The following is a 19,544-nucleotide window of genomic DNA, read 5'->3' as shown; positions in this document are numbered from 1 at the left end:
ACGACTGCGTGAGCACTTCAGGAACCTCTGAATAACTCCCTCTCTGCTCAGGCCTATAAGAGAAATGTCTATTTGAGGCGCGGTTTTGAAGGCTAACGGGTTCGACCCGAAGGGTTACGTCAAAAAGCCGCAACAAAAAAGAGGCATTTCTCTTAAGGCCCCGAAGGGCGCCCGCTGAGCTAGAGTGGACTTGTTCAGAGGTTCCTTAATTAAGCAGACGACACTTTAGTGGGTGAGCGTGTTGTGTACAAGTTTTTCGGGGGAAGCGCATTCAATACGCATTGATTTTAGCTTTAGATAACTATGAACAGTCTCTTTGATTTATATAGCTTTCCATGAATAATGGTATGCATCATACGAAAGTGGATATGCGTACGTAGAATTAACTTTAGGCTTAAGTCATATAAAGGAGAATAATATGAGTAATCAAGGAAGTCCTATAAAGAAATTTCTGTTGGGTATCGATGAAAATGATTTACCTGATGAAGTTGATGAAGTGAAACCGCAGAGTAATTTAACTCAGCAAAAGAGCCTAGGTTACCAATCGAGCTATAGTTCAGCTCGTACTATAGCTGACGTATTATCCGTAATCGGCTGGCTTACAGTTGTTATTGGAGTATTTAGTGCCCTTGCTTTGGCTTCGCAAGGGTCTAGCTTTGATGTTTTTGCTATGTTGCCTGGACTTGGCCTAGTCATCTCTGGTTTATTTATGGTTGTAGCTGCACAGGTTACACGAGCAATAGTTGATAATGCAGATCATACAAGAGAGATTCTATCCCTACTGCGAGAGAAAGCCTAACTTCTATATGACCGGGGCTTGTCAGGCGCTGTTACGGACAAATTTCAGTCGGTCTTTTTTGTGCATTTCGCTTTGTTGCACAAAAAGTCCGTCATTCAATTACCGTAAAGCTGCACGTTATATGCTTAGGAGAATATATTGAATTTATGCATCGCTATAAGTGAAATCGACTGGTCATTGACCAAGGATGTATTTTCAATCATAGGCACTGTTGGTGCTCTTATTATTGGTACATGCGGTCTATTCACTTGGAGGCGACAACTGCGAGGAACAAGCGAATATGAACTCGCTAAAAAGGCAGTTTTAAAAGCTTATGAAGTCCAGCAGGCCCTTCAAGTTGTTAGAAATCCAATGTTGTACCTAAGTAAAGAAGAGGTTGATGCTGGGCGTAGACTTGAAGAAGAGCAAAGGATATATGATGAACGTATGTCTTCACTTTATGAAAAGTGGACAGAGTTACAAACAATACGTCTTGAAGCAAAGGCGATATGGTCCGATAGTGCTCATAACTGTTTCAATGAAATGCAGCAACGTATTGGGGATTTAAGAGGTGCCATTTGGCTGCATTTCTGGATGAAAGGAGCTTATGCCGGCCCTGGAGCTAAAGTTGATAGTAGCCCTGATCGAGTTATTGAGAATAACAAGGTTGTGTACTTTGTTTCGGATGATGACGAATTCAGCCAAAAGATAATTGAGTCGGTTAGGAAGGTGGAGCGATTTTTTGGCCCTAAGATTCGAGGTAAATGAACATAACAAAGGCTTCAAAAATAACGCCTGGCGGTGCATTTTAAGCGGGCGTTCTAGGCAACTTCTCAATCTTCAGATCCTGCTTATTCGAAAAATCCCTATTCTCCGTTTTGGTTGTCGATTTTCTTGAAAAGACCTGTTAATAGGTGCTATAAGTAGGTCTTTGATGGGGGCTTTCTCGATGCAAACAAAATTTTCTGAAGACGTTATTCCATTGTCTGACCTTAAAGTTAATCCCGGTAAAGTAGTCAATCATGCTAAGGATACGCATCGACCAGTGCTTTTAACGAGCAGAGGTCGTGGTGTAGCGGTGGTTCAGGGATTGGATGATTACGAAAGTGCTAAAGAAGAACTTGAGTTTGTAAAGGCGGTTGCTCAAGGTTTAATGGAGATTAAGGAAGGTGATACTTCTGATATCGATGAAGTGAAAAAGCAGTTAGGTCTTTAGTGCGTGAATATTTCTTTTTCAGCATCGGCAGTCGAAGACCTTAAGAGCATCAAAGAGTATTATTCGGAGCAGGGTGTTCCTCAAATAGGCCAGGATTTTGTTGCATCCATCATTGAGCATGTCGAAACTCTGGCAACCCACCCTGAAATTGGGAGGGTTGTGCCGGAGTTTAATGATGAATCTATTCGTGAACTGATTCATTCGCCATTTCGAGTTGTGTATCTCCGCGAGAGTCAGGCAATTAAAGTTATTCGTGTATGGCGTAGTGAACGCCTGCTTAAACTGCCTTAGATTATCTACTTCCTCAACTTCGCAATCCACTGATCCAGTTTATTCGCAAAATCCCTACGCTCGGTTTGATTCATCGCGGGTGGCCCACCGCTTACTTGACCGGCACTTCGCATGTCTTCCATAAAGTTTCTCATGGTCAAGCGTGGGCCGATGTTGCCTTTGTGCAGGCTTTCGCCGCGCGGTGTCAGGACAGTTGCTTTGAGCTCGATGACTTCACCGGCCAGAGGAATATCACCGGTAATCACTAAATCGCCTTCGATGATGTTTTGAGCAATGTAGTGGTCGGCCACGTCGAAGCCGGGCATCACTTGTACCGATCGAATAAATTTTGAAGGTGGAGTAGCAAGCGGCTGATTAGCAACTAAAATCAACTCTATGGCAGCGCGATCAGCCGCTCTAAATAAGATGTCTTTGATGACTCGTGGGCAGGCATCGGCATCGACCCATATAGGCATGATTTTTTCCCGGAAGTTAATTTGATACGAAAAGGAACATGCATTATATACGTTTAGTCGCTATACTGCGCGCCTGTGAAACGTATCCACTTAAGGATTGTGAGATTGCCAGGGTGGCGATCGTGTCTGATGTTGATCTGTCTAGATCCTAGGGTGGTCCGTTATTTTTTTCCTTTCTCTATAAGGCCTCCAAATGTCAGATGAGTTAAATGTGACCTTCGGCGATCTGGGTTTACCCGATCATGTGCTGAAGGCGCTTAAAGACGTGGGTTATGAAACCCCTTCTCCAATCCAAGCAGAAACTATCCCTTACGTCATGGAAGGACACGATGTCCTTGGTCAGGCGCAAACCGGTACCGGTAAAACTGCTGCGTTCGCTGTTCCTCTGGTAGCGAACATCAATATTCGTAAGAGCAAGCCTCAAGCTTTGGTTCTTGCTCCAACGCGTGAGCTGGCTATTCAGGTAGCAGAAGCATTCCAAAAATACGCAGCTCGTCGTAAAGGTTTCCACGTGTTACCTATTTACGGTGGTCAAGACTACAGCTCTCAGATTCGCGCGTTGAAGCGTGGCGTTCACGTGGTTGTAGGTACTCCGGGCCGTGTTATGGATCACATGCGTCGTGGTACGCTGGATCTGTCCGATCTTCAGACCTTGGTTCTGGATGAAGCCGACGAAATGCTACGCATGGGCTTCATTGATGACGTTGAATGGATTCTGGAACAAACACCAGAGCAACGTCAGATTGCGTTGTTCTCGGCAACCATGCCGAAAGAAATTAAGCGTATCGCGACTAATTATCTGAATGACCCGAAAGAAGTTACCATCAAGGTAAAAACTCAGACGGCGTCTACCATCCGTCAACGTGTTTGGATGGTAAGTGGTATGCACAAGCTGGATGCGTTGACCCGTATCCTTGAAACCGAGCCGTTCGACGGCATGATCATGTTCGTACGTACCAAGAATGCGACCGAAGAATTGGCTGAGAAGCTGGAAGCCCGTGGCTATTCAGCAGCGGCGTTGAACGGTGACATGGCACAGCAATCCCGTGCACGTACCGTTGAGCGTTTGAAGAACGGTCAATTGGACATCTTGATCGCAACCGATGTTGCGGCACGTGGTTTGGACGTTGAGCGTATTACTCACGTAATCAACTACGACATTCCTTATGACACTGAAGCTTACGTTCACCGTATTGGCCGTACTGGTCGTGCGGGCCGTAGTGGTGAAGCAATTCTGTTTGCTGCGCCGCGTGAGCGTCGTATGTTGCGTGCTATTGAGCGTGCAACTAATAAGACCATCGAAGAGATGACCTTGCCGTCAACGCAAGACGTGAATGATCGTCGTGTGTCTCGCTTTAAAGATCGCATTACTGAAGCGCTGGGTTCTGAAACAGATCTTCAGTTCTTCCAGGAATTGATCGAGCAGTATCAGGAAGAGAAGAACATTCCTGCGCTTGAAATCGCGGCGGCATTGGCGAAGCTGGTTCAAGGTGATGAGCCGCTGTTGTTGAAAGATCGTCCTAAGCGTGAACGTCGTAAAGACTTCGAAGAGCGTGATGGCAGAGAAGGTCGGGATGGACGAGATGGCCGTGGCCGCGATCGTGGTGACCGTCCTAAGCGTGAACGCGGTGAGCGTCAGCCACGCGACACAGGTGTTCCGATGGAAGAGTTCCGTATGGAAATCGGTCGTGCCGATGGTGTTGAGCCTAAGCATATTGTGGGCGCGATTGCTAACGAAGCGGACATTGAAAGCCGTTACATTGGTAGCATCGACATTCACGAAGATCATTCTTATGTGTCATTGCCTGAAGGCATGCCAGCAGAGGTATTTGAGCATCTGAAAGGTGTGAGAATCGTTGGTAAGCAAATGCGCTTGGCAAAAGCCACTCAAGGGCCTAAGCCTAAGAAAGGTCGCTCTGATCGTGGACGTTCTGGTGACAAGCCTCGGGGTGACAAGCCTCGTGGTGATAAGCGTTTAGCCAGCAAAGGTCGTCGCCCGGAAGGTGAAGCGCCTAAAGGGCCGCGTAAGCCGAGAAAGCCGCGCAAGACAGAAGATTAATCTCTGATTGCGTAGTTCTTCTGGATGAGCTTTCTAGATGAGTTTTCTGATGAGCTTTCTAGATTAGTTTGCTAGATGAGCTGTTCTGGATTTAATCGTCAGGATCAGATCCAGAAAACGAAAAAAGCGCCGGGTGAGATCATCCGGCGCTTTTTTTATGGGAAGGATTTATCTCCGTTCCTGATACAGAAACGGAATAAGCTTCACTTAGAACTGGAAGCGAATCCCCAGAAACGCTGAAGACTCAAGCGAGCGGTCTTTACCTTCTTCCATATCGGCTTTGATATAACGATAACCGAACTGCACAGCTGCATTAGGCATCACTGCGTAATTTGAGTAGGCTTCAAGCCACAGGAAATCATCCACATCGCTGAAGGTCAGAATGCTTGGCGAGTAATGCAGTGAGCCACCCAGCGATAAACCTGGCACTTGATTCAATTCAATCTCACCAAAGCCACCTAATCCCATGCCCAAGCCATCAAGGTTGTGCTCGTGGTAGCCAATGCCTTTCATACCTAAGCCCACGTGCGTGTCATTGCCTTGAAAGCTTGATTTATTCTGAGCATGAAAATCAAGATTCATTACATTGCGGCTGTCTTCGTGATACAGATAGCCCGCTGAGAATCTCATTGGCGTGGAATCAGGCGAAGAAACTTCTGCGTACACCGAGTCATCGCTTAATTGAAGCTCGAAATCTCCTGCTTGTGCGGATGCAGAGAAAGCCACGGCGCAAGCCAATGTTAGGGCCGAAGAGAGTTTGTGTGAGATAGGTGCTTTCATGAGAATCCCTTTCGTTGATATTTGATGGGGGCTATCTTAGTGGCGTGATCGCGCTTGGTAAAGCAACTTTACCAAGCATCATCCGGTGTCTTGAAGGATATTAGATCTGGCGATAGCCCAAGAATAGCGTTAAAGGCGATCCAGCTTTGACTCTATTTCGGCGATTTTGTTCTGAACAACTTTTTCCAGATGTCTGAGATCTGACAAGATTTGCTCTTTTACCGATTTCTCATCATGTACGTGGTTGGTGATGTCATCCAGCTCCGCCAGTACGTGAGTCAGTACGGACGAGACCTCACTGATTTCTTTGTATTCGGAAGGATTTACATCCGAACGAACCATTCGTTTTCTGCGAGGGAATTTAAACTTTTCACTGCGCTGAAACAGCTCGCCTTTTTTACGGACATGGTAAATTTTGAGGACGTCCTGATCTAATTCACTGCGTAGAGAATATTTCTCAATGTCTTCTATGTGCTTGACGCCCAGTGACTTTAACGAATTGTATTCCATATTGGCCTCCACCCTGCTGATTGATATTCGCTAGGGATTTAAAGTGCTATGTGATGACTTAAACACTAGCAGATATTTATCGGAGAAAGTCCGCCTAGATCAATAAAATGCGTGCTTAAATGATCACTCTGTTTATGTCATCTCTTTGATGCTATTCGTGCTCTGCTTTTATGGCCAAGTATGTATAGCCAAGTGTATGTAGCCGAGTCTATTTGGCCGATCCACTAAGCAGGGCAGTTGAACATGTTTTTGAATTCGGCAGGGATTTTCTTCGGCTTGCCTTGATCCTTATCCACATAGACCCAGTTAGTGTAGGCACTGGCTAATAGAACTTGATCCGAAGTACGTTTGATCTCGTATTTTCTCAACGATTGGAAGCCTTTGATGTTTTCGATCCAGGTTTCAATCATCACCTCGTCACCGGGCATGGCAGGTTGTTTGTAAACGATGTTGTGCTCTCGAACAAACCAGGTGCCATTATCTTTATCGGACAGCTCGATAATGCCTGCGGTCTGGCCGTGATCTTCAGCGGCGTTTTGCATCCACTGAATGTAGACCACATTGTTGACGTGGTGGTTATGGTCGAGGTCCTGATCGGTGACTTGAGTACGGTAGATGTGCATGCAGCCCTCCCAGTGAAAATAAGGTATTGATAATAGTATCAGTTCTTGTGTCTGGTCGAGTATCAATTTAAAGTGGGGCCATAATAATGAATAAAAGCTCATAAAACGAGGATGATATGCTCTCTGAAGTATTACTAGAGTGGCAGCGTTCAGGTGACTACTTCTCTTATCAGGGGCACCGGGTGTTCTATAAAAGGGAAGGGGCTGGCGACCCTTTGTTACTACTGCATGGTTTTCCTTCCGCCAGTATCGACTGGAAGGGCATCTGGCCGCTATTAACCCCGAACTTTGATTTAATTGCACCAGACATGATGGGCTACGGCTTTTCGGACAAGTCTACGTCGTTTGGTTATTCCATTGCGAAGCAGGCCGATGTCATTGTGCATTTAGTGGAGCAACTGAAGTTACCGGCGGTTCATATTCTGGGGCATGACTATGGCGATACGGTGTCGCAAGAGCTGTTGGCACGTCATATTGAAGGGAGTCTGAGCTTTGAGATTAAGTCCGTCAGTTTATTAAATGGCGGGTTATTCCCGGAAACCCATAAACCCTTACTGATTCAAAAGTTACTGATGAGTCCGATAGGATCTATCCTGGCGAAGTTGATGAGTAAGAAGAAGTTTACGGACAGTCTTCAGCGGATTTGTTCTGACGGGTTAACTTTGTCGGATATCGATGAGCTATGGACGTTGCTTGAGTACAAACAAGGGCGCTTGGTCGTTCCGCAGTTAATTTATTACATGCAGGAACGTCGGGAGTTTCGTGAGCGTTGGGTGGGGGCGTTACAGCAGTCTGATGCGGTAGCGATGCCCTTGCATCTCATTGATGGCGTGATTGACCCGATTTCCGGTCAACATCTGGTTAACCGTTTTAGGAAGCTGGTTCCGGGAGCTAAAGTCACCGAGTTGGAAGAGATCGGCCATTATCCGCAAGTGGAAGCTCCTCAGAAAGTGGTCTCTGCGTTTCTGGAAGGGCTCAGTGATCGTTTCAAAATAGAACAGTCGGCGCTTGAAGTCTGATCATCCGTGAAGCTCGGATGATCAGCTTAGTGGCATGAGGGGTTAACGAGCAAAAGAGTTAACTGGCATAAGAGGATCACTTGGAACGGGATCTCTTTTGGGACGAAGCAAGGCGAAAAACTTCCCGATAGCCGCCTTGCACCAACGCCGCAGAGTGGTCTTCATAGAACCCCCGTTGTCTTAGCAGTCGGTGCATTTCCGGCAAATTGTAGCCCGGCACAGTCGGTTGGTAGTGATGCTCGCAATGGTAATTCACATAATTTGGCGCAAAGGTCAGGCGTTCCCACCAACTGGCGAGGGTTGTTCGGGTGGTCTCCCGAACATCCTTACTCGATAACTTCGGCATAGCACCGTGCTCTGCTACTTGTCTCAGACGAATGATGAACGGATAGGTGAAGATATAAGATGCCCACCACAGTAGGTAGAGCATAGGTTCACCGATCATCCAGAAAATGCCAAAGAAGGCACTGTGAAAGATCAGAATGTCGCGGAAGTTGGCAAAGGCAAAATCGCGGGTTTCCTGAGCTGTGCGCTGATTTTGCTTATTCCCGAGAGAAACGGTGTTCCCAACTCGGCCGGTATTGGCAAAAAATAACACGCCATATAAGGCTTTCAAACCGGAGCGGCCCGTGAAGTCTCGCCAGACTTTTCGACGCATACTGGCTTTGGTGACGGGGTAGTTCCGAATGTTATCCACATCCGGGTCGAGTTCCGTGCCGGTCTTGGTGTGGTGAATAAAATGGTAAGGGCGATAAAAGCGCATGGGTACCAAAATCGGAACCCCTGCTAACCAATGACCCAGATGGTCGTTCATCCAGCTTTTGGAGAACCAGGAGCGATGAGAACAATCGTGCAACAGAATCCCAAAGCCGAGCTGACGGCCGGAAATAATGATCATCGCCACCAGTATCGTAATCGGGTTGGCATCATAGCCCACCAAGGCAAAGGAAGCCGCCACCAAAAGCCAGTTGAAGACAAGTCCCCAGACCGCTTTCAAATCATTGGCTTTTCTCAGCGCCTGAACTTCTTCCCGTGCCAGATAGCTTTGTTGGTTGCCTGGTTGATCGTTTGGTTGTTCGATTGATTGATCCACCTGATTGATGGGTGGATTCGTCGAAGAGCATTGATCAAATGATCCATTAGATTGTTCATCCGTGTGACCCGTGTTTTGGTGATCGGATGACGAGGTATTCTGTGACATGCGACTGACCTCCTAGCCCAGAAAGGGAGACCCATGAGGTTATTCTTATACTATAGATGAAGCACTACCTTATGGGGGTTAGAGTATCAGTCGGGATTCTTGATGAGCTATTGCTAGGATGCGCGCATTAATAGACCGATTTGAACCGCGCTTGAACCTGCTGCTCTTTGTTAAACAACACCAGCGTTTCACCTTTGATGATCCAGAGTTTCGGCTCTTTCAGAAGATCCAGCATATAACCTTCGATTTCATCGGCCTGGCCAACACAGGCCATGCGCGTGCTGGCCATGCGCGTGAAGTAGATGATGGAATCCTGTAGGTGGTACTGGCCGAATAATTGATTACAGCCCGAATGCCCCTCGACTTTTCCATTGGCTGAAAACTGTAAGTAGGCACTTTGTTGCTCTTCTTTGGCTGTCACCGGGTAGGAAAAAATCTCGGTTACCTGCCAGTGCGTCTCTCTAAGCGGGGCATTGTCCGGGCCGGAGAAACTTGAACAGGCAGCCACTGAAATGACAGCTACAGTTAATAGTATCCAAGTGAAAAATTGGTGAAAGGCACTGATGGACGGTGCAATCGACATAAGAATCTCCGTTTGAGTGTTCAAAATTCCAGCAATGCGTTAGCTGGCCGATAATTAAATCATAGTAATCGATCTATCAGACTTGGTTAACTGTATTTATGGGCCGTTGGTATGTGAAGGTATTTACTCTACCTGTGGCTTGGAAATAATACGATAAGGATGTGCAGATGACACCGGAACAAGTGCAATTAGTTCAAGAATCATGGGAAAAAGTTGTGCCTATTTCAGAGCAAGCCGCAGAGCTTTTTTACGGTCGTTTATTTGAACTGGACCCATCTTTGAAACCTCTGTTCTCAGGCGATATCAAGGAGCAGGGTCGGAAGCTGATGAAAATCATCACGCTGGTGGTACGTGGTCTTCAGAGATTCGAGCAGTTAAAGCTCCATGTCTGGCAATTAGGTCGCCGGCACACTGTCTATAAAGTCGAACCCCACCATTATCAAACGGTAGCAACGGCGCTGTTGTGGACCTTGGAACAAGGACTGCAATCGGCTTTCACACCTGAGGTAAAAGCCGCTTGGGTGGAAGCCTACACCATCATTGCCGGCGTGATGCAAGACGGCGCAAACAGTCCCTATGCCAATCAGATGGATTAAGAACTTAACTATGAGTTAAGTTCTTAGACATAAGCTAAAGACCTAGCCAAAGACCGTGACGGTTTGTCGGCTGATGGCCAGTAGTTCACCACTTTCAGACCAAATTTGGGCATGGTTTTGACCATAGCCATTATGGGAGTGGTCAATGTCTACCTGATAACGTAACCAGCTGTCTTTCGTTAGATTTTCAATGGGTTGGATGAATTCCAATGCCCAGGTGAGTGAACTGGCGGGTGAAGGTTTCTTCATCTTAGACAGTTGAATCGGTGGCCAGCCATCAATCAGGGTAATCAGGGCTGTTTCATCGAACGCTTGATCATCCAGTTGTTCTGCCTGATCTCTGAACTGCATATAGCCATCAATTATATTCGATTGACTGCCAGAGAAAGGAAAACCGCCATCAATCCAGCGCATTCTGATTTGCTGAACAAACTCCGGGGTCACGCCTTTGATGTATGGCAGCTCTTTTGCCTCTTCCACCGGTATTCTGGCTTCGGGTGCTCTTTTGGCGGGTACTTCGATGCTGGATTCCCTGTCACTGCCAAAGCTGGCTAATGCCATGCATTGAACCTGATCATTCTGAACGGCTCTGGCTTCTACGTGAGTCACCGAACCGCCATTACGCAGGACATTTACGATTACCTGCATTGGCCCCGGCGAAACTGGCCCTACGAAAGAAATATTTAACGAGCGAATGCGTCTGTCTTGATCCACATGGAAGCGCATGGCCCGATACAGAATACCGCCAATAAGCCCGCCAAAGGTTGCTCGGCCTTGTCCCCAGTGCTCCGGAACTTGAATGTCGTATTCCTGCTGTTGGCTCGCAATCTGTTTAATAATTTCATGGAATCGTTGCATGACGAAGGGCTCCGCTGATGATCTTCCGCTCATCATACTGAGTACCGAGGGAGAAGAACCAATGAAAGTGCTGAATTAATGCCATGAGCAAGAGTCATGGCATTAAGTTTTTGATGATTGAGATGAATCAGCGTGTGGTGGCTAATTTCAGAGCCAGTCCCACAAACACAAAGCCGGCAACTCGATTCAGCACGGTTTGTGCCTTATCTGAGTCCGCCAGATAGTTACGAAGATGGCCGGACATTAACGCAATGGCATTAAATACCAGCAATGCAGACACGATGAAGATGGCACTTAATGAGGTCAATTGCAGGCTGACGGAGCCTAACGCCGGATCAACAAACTGGGGTAAGAACGCCAAAAAGAAGATCGATAGCTTCGGATTGGTGGTGCTCATCGCAATGCCTCGGAAATACAGCTTTTTCAGAGGCGTTTTAGTTTGTGATTTGCTCAATTCAGAGCTTTTAGCCCGGAAGGCGCCCCAGGCGAGATAAAGCAGATAGGCGGCCCCCACCAGTTTTAACACCGTAAATGCGATTTCTGAGGTTTGAAAAATTACCGCCACGCCCAATACGGCAGCGGTGGAATGAACCAATAAGCCGGTGCACAGCCCTAACGTTGTCACCATACCGGCTTTCGGACCTTGGGTGATGGATTGCATCAACACAAAGATATTGTCCGGGCCGGGGGAGATTGATAACAACACGCTGGCGGTGAAGAATAACGTAATGGTTTCAAGCGTTAACATATTAATTACCTTCGGTGGCGTTTGAGGTTTCTCTGTGCGTTGTTGTGACCTTGTGATCTTTAATGGTAGTAACCGACAGCCAACATGCTACGGCTAGTAATCCAATAAAAATCAGGAAGGTGGTGTCCATCACCTGCATGTACTGTTGCGGCGCATCATCAATGCTTTGTTCGCCCAGATATACTGAGGTAATAGTGGTAATTAAAATCATCCCCAGGACCATTCCCAGTGACCGCATTTTAGCCCCTAGAGCCGACGCCAGACTGTACTGACTGGGTGGCACGCTGCTCATCACGATAGCCATGTTGGGCGACGAAAACAGGGCGAAACCCAAGCCCTGCGTCAAGATGATTGCTATTAGTATGGCTAATCCCGATTGATCGTCCAGTTGTAACGACAGAGCCAGACTGATGATGGCCATTGTGACCCCTAAACTGGTCATCGCGCGTTTATTAAAACGGTCGGCAAGTCGACCGCAAATCGGAGCCATGATCGCCATTAGCACTGGGCCAAGCACTAAAACTTGCCCGGCATGTTGAGCGCTGTAGTGACGCACCGATTGCAAATATAAACCCAATAGGAAGGTGACGCCAAAGGCACCTGCGTACATGAACAGTTGGGTAATCAGTGCATGGCTGAAATCTTTGTTGGCTTTCATTGCTTGAAGATCCAACAGCGGATGCGTCAGCTTGGATTGCAGAGCAAAAAATAACCCTAACACCACCACACCGGCAGTAATCAAAAAGCCCCCATGACCGTGATGCAGTGAGGCGCTGCCAAAGATCAGCAAGCCGATTGAAATACAGATCAGCAAGCTGCCAAACCAATCGAATTTCTCTTCCATTGGTTTCCATTGGTGAGGAAGAATCCAGACCGCGAGTGCTGTGGATATGGCTAACGGTACAAAGGTCAGAATATAGACCGCTCGCCAGCCCAGATGCTCTGTCACCCAACCTGCGATGAGTGGGCCAGCGGAAAGACCCGCATAGATGGCACCAATGCAAAAGCCCATGGTGCGGCCCAACTGTTCTTTGGGCACCTTGTGCGAAATGATGGCCATACCAGTCGCCATCATAAACGCTGCAAAAATGCCTTGAACGGCTCGAACCAGAATGACCGTATAGATATCAGGAAGCAGACTGATGGTGAAGGTACAGATCGCGTATCCGACCAACCCTATTTTGAACAATACTTCCCGGCTGGTGGCGTCAGCAATTCGGCCCATTGGTAAAAGTAGTGCGGCAGACAGCCCCAAATACACAGACTCAACCAGGCCCAGTGCTACGGCACTGGCATCCAGTTCGCGACCCATTTGTGGCAGAGTGATTGCGACTCCGGAAAACATGAAGGGGCTGGCAAATTGGGTCAGGATGATGATCCAAATAATGAGCTTGTCAGAGGTCTGTTTCATTCAGGAGGGATACCTAACGGTCAAAAAAGAGAAAAAGTTGACCGCTAGGATAAAGATCTTGAGGGCAGGCTTCCAGTCAATTTTCTGTATCTATGACATGAAGAAAATCGATGGATTATTGCGTAATCGATTAATTACTGACCAATAGTTTCTCGATCACACCCTTCAATCGTTCGGAACGCTCCCGGTTTACACCCAAGTCGCTGTAACCTACTCGTGAGGCAGAACGAATGTGCAGTAGCTTCATCTCCGGGTCGAAACGCAGTTCGATATCGTCTACAAACTCAAACCAGCCACTGGTGTACTCGGCGGCCATATAATGTTCATTTGTGTTTTTAACGATACCGCCGTGCTGGCGAATTGCCTGACGTAATAGAATTTGCAGACTGGTCCATTCGCCATCGGTAATGAGCAACGGCGCAATATAGTGCTCCTGATCATCCGGAAATTCACTGTTCACGCAATTTGGCGTGTCCGGGCAGGGCATTAATGAGCCTTGTTCGAGGCCCATTGCCGTATAGTCTTTTGACTCTTGGCCTAATGTATAAAAACGGGTGTATAACGCGGCACATAAAATAAACAGCACAACGAAAACCCATAGCAGGATTTTTTGGAACATAGCTCGCCTTTTGTTACTTATTTTTTTTCTTATTGTTTGCAGATCGAAGCGCTGCACCAAAGGCTGCATTTGCCCACTCGCATAATAAATGTGGGTCTTCTATCGCATCCTCAGGCGCTTGACTATAGCTCAGTGAAACGACTTTATCCTTTTTCGAATAGGAAAACGGTTCCAGTCCGAGGCTTTCAAAGTTCGGTCGCGTCAGCTCATCAGTTTTTAAGTAGAGCACATCGTCCGCAATCAAACCAAACATAAGGTCGTCCAGAAAAAGCCCATATCCACCGAACATGCGTTTTGCCCGCACCGGGCCAATCGGCATGAGTTGTTCGCACAGATAATCAGCAAATTCAGAATGACTCATTGCTTCAGTCTCTTTTCGAGCGATTGTGTTCTTTGTTTCTAGAATATAAAAACTAATACATTTTGATTAAGTCTAAGTGACATTGATCAATTTATCAGGAACTGATTAATGTTTTGGGAAGGGAACCCACCACAGCAAGGAAAACGAGACTGTGATGGGTATTAAAACTATTTCACTGTAATCGTGATTGGCTCAGACACCACCGGCGGATTATGCGGTTGGTGCTTCATGTCGCCCAGAATTAATTGCAGGGTGTGTGTGCCTGGCGTTAGCGTTAGCGTGGTTTCGGTTTGACCACCACCAAAGTGCTTCACGTTTTTGCCCATTGGCTGATCCATCGGAGGCAGCTTGCCATCCACCAGCAAGTGATGGTGACCTGTGTGTTTGCGATCCATCCCAGCGGGTGCAACTCCCATTCCTGTAAGACCGAATTTTACGGTAAAGGTTTGGTCTACGGTTTCTCCATGTTGAGGAGAGATAATATACGCTTGGGCATTCGCAGGTGCCTCTGAGCAATGACCACACTCAGCTTGTGCTTGCGTTGCAAACGCACCGGATAGACCCACACTCAGTGCACTAAGAAATAATGCAGTTTTGACTTTCATTTCGATGACTCCTTATCGTTGTTATCACTCTAGAAAAGCATTGGCTTGAGCGGCGACTCTTCTCTAAAGGTTCCCTAGTTATAGCTGTTTTTTGGAAAATTTCCTCTTTAATCTGACGTTGGCGCTTGAGGAAGCTTGCCTTTCGGTTTGGTGAATAAAGGTGTTTAGCTGTGAAGTAATACTTAATGCTAACTTTTGGGGTATTGCTAACTTTTCTGATATTGAATAATACATTGGCGACAGATTTTTGCGCCTTGTGGCGATGTGATTAATGCGCCAACTTCGGCACTGGGCTTACCACAAAATGAACAGCTTACGTCCGTGCCTACGACCTTGGAAAGTTTTGGTCGGGAAGATAAGACACCGCTGTCGACCAACAGTTTGGCAAGCTCAGGATCTATGTTGTCCGGGTCCAGTTCTGTGTCCAGATCAATGCCCATCTGCTGTTTTAGATCCTGCTTCTCTTGTTCCGAAAATTGCGCCAGCATCGCTTTTAGTTGTTGCTTCTGTTGTTCGTTCATACGCTTACTTCTAGGTTGTCAGCTTCCACCACGTTGTGATGTGTATTCCAGCTTTCTAATTTTAAGTAATCCGAGCGCGTACAGCATTCCCAGACTTACCACCATCACGCCAATGATTTCCACCAGACTCGGAAATTCATTCAATACAGGGATGGAGAGTAGCAGGGCAACCGCCGGAACTAAAGCACCAAACACGGCCCCTTTGCTGGCACCGATGAGATTGACCGATTTACTGAAGAACAGCAGAGCCAGGACTGCGGTCAGCACTCCCTGCATTACGCCTTGAAAGGCGACTTCGGATACCGGAGCGCTGAACAGTTTGGGATCGGTCAGAAAAAAATAAATAGGTGCGTAAATGAACATCGATAATACGGACACCAGCGTAGTGGCATGGAAGGCTTCGACCTGCCAAACCCGACTACTGATGGTGTACAGCGCCCAGAGGGAACCACAGAAGACAAAAATGATGTCGCCTTTCCAGCTTTCCGGATAATTCGGGTTGCTGATGTCGGAGTGGAGGCTGGACCAGCCGATCGATAGCACGCCGAGAATAATAATGATGAAGCCGAATACTCGACTGAGCGACAGTTTTTCTCCGAGCAGCAACCAACTGCCGAGTGTGGTAAAGGTCAGCATGCAGCTGGGCGTGATGATACCGAAGTGGCTGGCGGGTGCAAATGACAGTGCGTACAAACAGAGTGAGATGTAACCCAAGCCGGCGCCACAGGCCAACACCAAACCTTTACCGAGATTTACGCCCTGAAACCGGAGTTTATAAAAGAGCGGCAACAAAATAAGCCCGGATACGGTAAAGCGCAAAAAGATCAGGTCGTTTGCACCCAAAGATTGACGAACGCCCAGCGCAGAGACCACTGGCCAGGCTCCCCAGATCAGGGCTGCGATCAGCCCAAAGAGAATCCCTTGTGTCAGTTGTTGCGGAGTAAGGTGTGCGTCTCGATTCACAAAGACCTCAAACTGATAGATGAAGCGGAGTGGTGCGAACCAACCTTGCGTCATACGAGGGTTAGATTATGACAAGCTGTGGTTCATATTAGTCGACTGACTAAAAGAAAAGTTTTAACAGTCCAAAGGTGGCAAGACCGGACACTACTGTGAGCAAGGTGTGTCGAGTTATATAGGCAACGGCAAATGCCACAAGGGAGGACAATAGATGAAAGTTGTCCAAAGAGACAGATACAGTTTCCCCATCTCTGATCAGTACAGTTGGTACTATGATCGCGGTGAGTACCGCGACCGGCACAAAACCCAGCGCTGTTTCGACCACGTTCTGGTATTTCCCCCACAGGTTATCTTTTGATGCCAAGGCAAACGGGAAGTAACGCACGCCAAAGGTAACCATCATCATTCCTACAATGAGCAACACCATTTCGGTATCTGTCATAACGGTTGTCAGTGATTCTGTGTTCATCGTGATTAATTCCTAAAAACTGTCTTCAAGGCTGGATGCCGACGCTGTGGTCGATGTCGATGTCGGAGCCGGGGTAGATGCCTTTTGACGAAGGCTTAACCAGGTGGGGATCAGGATGGCGACCAACGCCGAGGCTACGATGCCTAATTGAAACGGCAGGTCATGACACAAAACGGCGGTGGTTCCCGCCAGAATGGCACTCAACCACATCAGATGATTTACCAGTAAAGGAGTGACAATTCCGATGAAGGCGACCACCATCGCTACATCCAGCCCCCAGGCGAGAGGGTCATCCAGTTGACCGCCCAATACAAATCCCAGCCAGCTACAAAAGATCCAGTTGCTGTACATGAACCCGTAGGAACCGAAGTAGTAACTGCCGGAAAAGGGTTCGTCCTGATACTGATTCAAACGATTAAGCACCGTGGCAAAGGTTTCATCCGTTAAGCCAAAAGCCATCATAGCTCGTCTTAATTGCGAGTAAGGGCGAACGTGTTTCATCAGGTTCGCGCTGTACATCATGTGTCGCAGGTTCACGATGAAGGTGGCACCGACCACGATCATCCAGGGCGTTCCAATACCCAGTAAGTTAGCGGCCACAAACTGGGACGAGCCTGCAAACACAAACACTGACATCGCCAGACAAAGTGCCAAAGGCAATTCGAAGGCTTGGCACAAAGCCCCGAATAAAATGCCAAAGGGCACAGCGGCCAAGACCAGCGGAAGGGTGTCGCGTACCCCATGAAGAAACAGCGTTGATTTGTTCATAATTAAAAAACAGTACATAAAAAAATAGAGTGAATTGATGTTTAATTTTAGTGAAAGCCGTCCGTGAAAGATTGTACGAAATTGACTTTGAACTATTGAGTAACTGGTTAGAAATTAAGATGCAGGAAATTGTGGGCCACATGACCTTCAGGCATAATCCAGCCTCTTTCAGACAAGGATGTGTTCAATGGAAAACCTTGAAACTTGGCAATACATCGCCATTGGTTTGTTGTTTGTCTGGAGTGGCTTTGTTCGCTCTGGGTTAGGTTTTGGTGGCGCCGTACTGAGCTTGCCGTTCTTGCTCTTGATCGTAAATGATCCACTGGTGTTCCTGCCGATTATTGCGGTGCACCTGTTGGTGTTCTCCTCTTGGATCGCGTTCTCTAGTCATAGAAATGCTAGTCACAGAAAAGCCAATCACCAAAAGGTAAAGAAAGAGACATTGGCGAGTGGTTTGGCAAATGATAATGCCGACAAGTCGGTGTCGACCATCGACTGGAAATACCTCAAGTACTCGCTTGGGGTAATGATTGTTCCTAAGCTGATCGGTGTGTTTGGCTTGTTAAGTCTGCCTTCCCATATTATGAGTAGCATCATCTTTGCTATTGTGACCGTCTATGCCATCGGCTATGTGCTCAACAAACCTTTCAAAAGTAACAGTAAAACGCTCGACACCGGTTTTCTCATGTTGGGCGGTTACATCAGTGGTACATCGTTGATTGGTGCTCCGCTTATCGTGGCGGTGTATGCCTCTCATGTGGCAAAACATCAACTGCGAGACACGCTGTTTGTACTCTGGTTTATCTTGGTCATCATCAAATGTGCTGCGTTTGTTTGGGCGGGCGTCGACTTCCAGTTAATTCACCATTTGTGGCTATTACCTTGTGCAACGGTAGGTCATTTTATTGGAATGCATTTCCACGAGAAGATGGTCAGTGCCGAAACGCCGACTTTTTTCCGAGTGCTGGGTTCGGTGTTGATTGTCATCAGTCTGATGGGCTTGTGGCAGGCGTGGGGGTGAGTCTTTATTAACTGAAGTTTTTGTTTCTCTAGTTTGATTTGAATAGCTCAACTACTATTGCTGTTGGGTAAGGATCTCTAGAGAAATAAGAAATGCAGAAAGACAACGATGGATTGGTGTACGCCTATTGTTTGAATGGCGCACAGAAAGGGCAGACACTGAATTGGAGTGACCTGGAAACCGCTGGCAGTGAAGGGGCGCCCGCCTGGATTCATCTGGATTACACCTCTGAGAAAGCACAGCAATGGTTGAATGAGAAAAGCGGTTTGGATCAGGTGATCATCGATGGCTTGTTGTGTGATGAAACCAGCCCTCGCTGTACCCGATTCGGCCAAGGTGCCTTGCTGACCTTGCGAGGGGTAAATCTGGCGCCTAACTCTGACCCTGAAGATATGGTGTCGATTCGGATCTGGATCGAGCCGTATCGCATCATCAGCACCCGCAAGCGTCGATTGCTGTCGGCACAAGACATCGTCGAACAAATTGAGCAAGGGGCTGGGCCGACTACGGTGGGTGAATTCATTGTGATGCTGACCGACCGATTGATCAGCCGTATGCAGGGCACCTTGCACGCGCAAGAAGAAACCATCGCGTCTTTGGAAGAAAAGGTCATCGACAGTGCCTCTCACTCGTTACGTTCTGATTTGGCGGATTTACGTCGTCAGGCCATAGTGTTACGACGTTATCTCTCGCCTCAACGTGAGGCAATGCAGAAACTGATTTCGGATCGTTTCTCCTTCATCAGCGACCATGATTACATCCATTTAAGACAGACTTCAGATCACTTGCTTCGTTATATCGAGGACTTGGATTCCATTCGCGAACGAGCGTCCATCACTCAAGATGAAATTGCCAGTGCCATGTCGGAGCAAATGAATAATCGCATGTACATGCTTTCGATTGTTGCTGCGATTTTCCTGCCGCTAGGTTTCTTAACCGGATTGCTGGGAATCAATGTCGGAGGAATGCCGGGGGCGGATAACTCTGATGCCTTTTGGATCGTTGCGGGGTTAATGACGTTAATCGCCGCTCTACAAGTGGTGTTCTTACGATTCAATCGATGGTTTTAGCGTTGCCGTGATTTAGAAGGGC

At 47.4% G+C, this 19,544-nt stretch carries 25 protein-coding genes; 9 read left to right on the top strand and 16 right to left on the bottom strand.

Translation table 11 applies throughout. From position 1 onward, the window contains the following. The first annotated feature begins 418 nt into the window (after positions 1-418). The 4 genes from QQL66_RS15650 to QQL66_RS15635 all read left to right on the top strand — a co-directional run bounded on the left by QQL66_RS15650 (position 419) and on the right by QQL66_RS15635 (position 2,285). A complete protein-coding gene (locus tag QQL66_RS15650; protein WP_284382655.1) occupies positions 419-799 on the top strand; it encodes a hypothetical protein in 381 nt (126 codons plus the stop codon). A 138-nt stretch (positions 800-937) separates the two neighbouring features. Then, positions 938-1,546 (top strand): hypothetical protein, encoded by a 609-nt coding sequence (locus QQL66_RS15645; protein ID WP_284382654.1) that lies wholly within the window; start codon positions 938-940, stop codon positions 1,544-1,546. Positions 1,547-1,727: 181 nt separating this feature from the next. Beyond that, positions 1,728-1,994, top strand: a complete 267-nt coding sequence (locus QQL66_RS15640) for a type II toxin-antitoxin system Phd/YefM family antitoxin (protein ID WP_284382653.1) — start codon at positions 1,728-1,730, stop codon at positions 1,992-1,994. A 3-nt stretch (positions 1,995-1,997) separates the two neighbouring features. Further along, positions 1,998-2,285: a type II toxin-antitoxin system RelE/ParE family toxin gene (locus QQL66_RS15635; protein WP_284382652.1), complete on the top strand. Its 288-nt coding sequence runs from the start codon at positions 1,998-2,000 to the stop codon at positions 2,283-2,285. A 5-nt stretch (positions 2,286-2,290) separates the two neighbouring features. Here the strand turns inward: QQL66_RS15635 and QQL66_RS15630 are convergent, their stop codons facing one another. After that, positions 2,291-2,740, bottom strand: coding sequence for a YaiI/YqxD family protein (locus QQL66_RS15630; RefSeq protein ID WP_284382651.1), 450 nt, complete (start codon positions 2,738-2,740; stop codon positions 2,291-2,293). Positions 2,741-2,933: 193 nt separating this feature from the next. Here QQL66_RS15630 and QQL66_RS15625 point away from each other — a divergent pair, with 193 nt between their 5' ends. Then, positions 2,934-4,799, top strand: coding sequence for a DEAD/DEAH box helicase (locus QQL66_RS15625; RefSeq protein ID WP_284382650.1), 1,866 nt, complete (start codon positions 2,934-2,936; stop codon positions 4,797-4,799). Positions 4,800-5,006: 207 nt separating this feature from the next. Here QQL66_RS15625 and QQL66_RS15620 read toward each other — a convergent pair whose 3' ends face one another. The 3 genes from QQL66_RS15620 to QQL66_RS15610 all read right to left on the bottom strand — a co-directional run bounded on the left by QQL66_RS15620 (position 5,007) and on the right by QQL66_RS15610 (position 6,712). Next, complete coding sequence (locus tag QQL66_RS15620) at positions 5,007-5,579, bottom strand: YfaZ family outer membrane protein (protein WP_284382649.1); 573 nt, start codon at positions 5,577-5,579, stop codon at positions 5,007-5,009. Between the two features lie 129 nt (positions 5,580-5,708). Further along, positions 5,709-6,089: a DUF3461 family protein gene (locus QQL66_RS15615; RefSeq protein WP_284382648.1), complete on the bottom strand. Its 381-nt coding sequence runs from the start codon at positions 6,087-6,089 to the stop codon at positions 5,709-5,711. 224 nt (positions 6,090-6,313) lie between these two features. Then, the gene (locus QQL66_RS15610; protein WP_284382647.1) at positions 6,314-6,712 is read right to left on the bottom strand and encodes an acyl-CoA thioesterase; all 399 of its coding nucleotides are present in this window, start codon (positions 6,710-6,712) and stop codon (positions 6,314-6,316) included. Between the two features lie 116 nt (positions 6,713-6,828). Between QQL66_RS15610 and QQL66_RS15605 the strand changes: the two genes are divergently transcribed. Beyond that, the gene (locus QQL66_RS15605; protein WP_284382646.1) at positions 6,829-7,731 is read left to right on the top strand and encodes an alpha/beta fold hydrolase; all 903 of its coding nucleotides are present in this window, start codon (positions 6,829-6,831) and stop codon (positions 7,729-7,731) included. A 76-nt stretch (positions 7,732-7,807) separates the two neighbouring features. On the opposite strand, the gene QQL66_RS15600 is transcribed toward QQL66_RS15605, so the two are convergent. Beyond that, entirely contained in the window at positions 7,808-8,932 is a 1,125-nt protein-coding gene (locus tag QQL66_RS15600; protein WP_284382645.1) for a fatty acid desaturase family protein, read from the bottom strand. 127 nt (positions 8,933-9,059) lie between these two features. Beyond that, positions 9,060-9,515 (bottom strand): META domain-containing protein, encoded by a 456-nt coding sequence (locus QQL66_RS15595; protein WP_284382644.1) that lies wholly within the window; start codon positions 9,513-9,515, stop codon positions 9,060-9,062. A 167-nt stretch (positions 9,516-9,682) separates the two neighbouring features. Here QQL66_RS15595 and QQL66_RS15590 point away from each other — a divergent pair, with 167 nt between their 5' ends. Next, positions 9,683-10,111, top strand: a complete 429-nt coding sequence (locus QQL66_RS15590) for a globin family protein (protein ID WP_284382643.1) — start codon at positions 9,683-9,685, stop codon at positions 10,109-10,111. A 42-nt stretch (positions 10,112-10,153) separates the two neighbouring features. Here QQL66_RS15590 and QQL66_RS15585 read toward each other — a convergent pair whose 3' ends face one another. From QQL66_RS15585 to QQL66_RS15540, 10 genes are all read right to left on the bottom strand, one after another. Further along, on the bottom strand, positions 10,154-10,969 hold the full coding sequence (locus QQL66_RS15585; RefSeq protein WP_284382642.1) for an acyl-CoA thioesterase: 816 nt from the start codon (positions 10,967-10,969) through the stop codon (positions 10,154-10,156). A 127-nt stretch (positions 10,970-11,096) separates the two neighbouring features. Further along, positions 11,097-11,717, bottom strand: a complete 621-nt coding sequence (locus tag QQL66_RS15580; protein WP_284382641.1) for a LysE family translocator — start codon at positions 11,715-11,717, stop codon at positions 11,097-11,099. Position 11,718: 1 nt separating this feature from the next. Then, entirely contained in the window at positions 11,719-13,128 is a 1,410-nt protein-coding gene (locus tag QQL66_RS15575; protein ID WP_284382640.1) for an MFS transporter, read from the bottom strand. Positions 13,129-13,258: 130 nt separating this feature from the next. Further along, on the bottom strand, positions 13,259-13,747 hold the full coding sequence (locus QQL66_RS15570; protein ID WP_284382639.1) for a DUF1499 domain-containing protein: 489 nt from the start codon (positions 13,745-13,747) through the stop codon (positions 13,259-13,261). A 13-nt stretch (positions 13,748-13,760) separates the two neighbouring features. Then, positions 13,761-14,108: a TfoX/Sxy family protein gene (locus QQL66_RS15565; RefSeq protein WP_284382638.1), complete on the bottom strand. Its 348-nt coding sequence runs from the start codon at positions 14,106-14,108 to the stop codon at positions 13,761-13,763. A gap of 167 nt (positions 14,109-14,275) precedes the next feature. Further along, positions 14,276-14,713 carry a DUF4399 domain-containing protein gene (locus QQL66_RS15560; protein ID WP_284382637.1) on the bottom strand — a complete coding sequence of 146 codons (438 nt, stop codon included), beginning with the start codon at positions 14,711-14,713 and terminating at the stop codon, positions 14,276-14,278. A 206-nt stretch (positions 14,714-14,919) separates the two neighbouring features. Further along, on the bottom strand, positions 14,920-15,234 hold the full coding sequence (locus QQL66_RS15555) for a ClpX C4-type zinc finger protein (RefSeq protein ID WP_284382636.1): 315 nt from the start codon (positions 15,232-15,234) through the stop codon (positions 14,920-14,922). Between the two features lie 18 nt (positions 15,235-15,252). Then, on the bottom strand, positions 15,253-16,251 hold the full coding sequence (locus QQL66_RS15550; protein ID WP_284382635.1) for a DMT family transporter: 999 nt from the start codon (positions 16,249-16,251) through the stop codon (positions 15,253-15,255). Positions 16,252-16,297: 46 nt separating this feature from the next. Further along, positions 16,298-16,663, bottom strand: coding sequence for an AzlD domain-containing protein (locus QQL66_RS15545; protein WP_284382634.1), 366 nt, complete (start codon positions 16,661-16,663; stop codon positions 16,298-16,300). Positions 16,664-16,675: 12 nt separating this feature from the next. Next, positions 16,676-17,431, bottom strand: a complete 756-nt coding sequence (locus tag QQL66_RS15540) for an AzlC family ABC transporter permease (RefSeq protein WP_284382633.1) — start codon at positions 17,429-17,431, stop codon at positions 16,676-16,678. Between the two features lie 187 nt (positions 17,432-17,618). Here QQL66_RS15540 and QQL66_RS15535 point away from each other — a divergent pair, with 187 nt between their 5' ends. Both QQL66_RS15535 and QQL66_RS15530 read left to right on the top strand, forming a co-directional pair. Next, positions 17,619-18,452 carry a sulfite exporter TauE/SafE family protein gene (locus QQL66_RS15535; protein ID WP_284382631.1) on the top strand — a complete coding sequence of 278 codons (834 nt, stop codon included), beginning with the start codon at positions 17,619-17,621 and terminating at the stop codon, positions 18,450-18,452. A gap of 92 nt (positions 18,453-18,544) precedes the next feature. Then, on the top strand, positions 18,545-19,522 hold the full coding sequence (locus tag QQL66_RS15530; protein ID WP_284382629.1) for a zinc transporter ZntB: 978 nt from the start codon (positions 18,545-18,547) through the stop codon (positions 19,520-19,522). The last annotated feature ends 22 nt before the right edge of the window (positions 19,523-19,544 follow it).

Origin of the sequence: Litoribrevibacter albus (genome assembly GCF_030159995.1) — a bacterium.
Taxonomy (GTDB): Bacteria; Pseudomonadota; Gammaproteobacteria; order Pseudomonadales; family Litoribrevibacteraceae; genus Litoribrevibacter; species Litoribrevibacter albus.
Note: the sequence above shows the minus strand (reverse complement) of the source record. Positions and strands in the feature narration are given on the sequence as shown.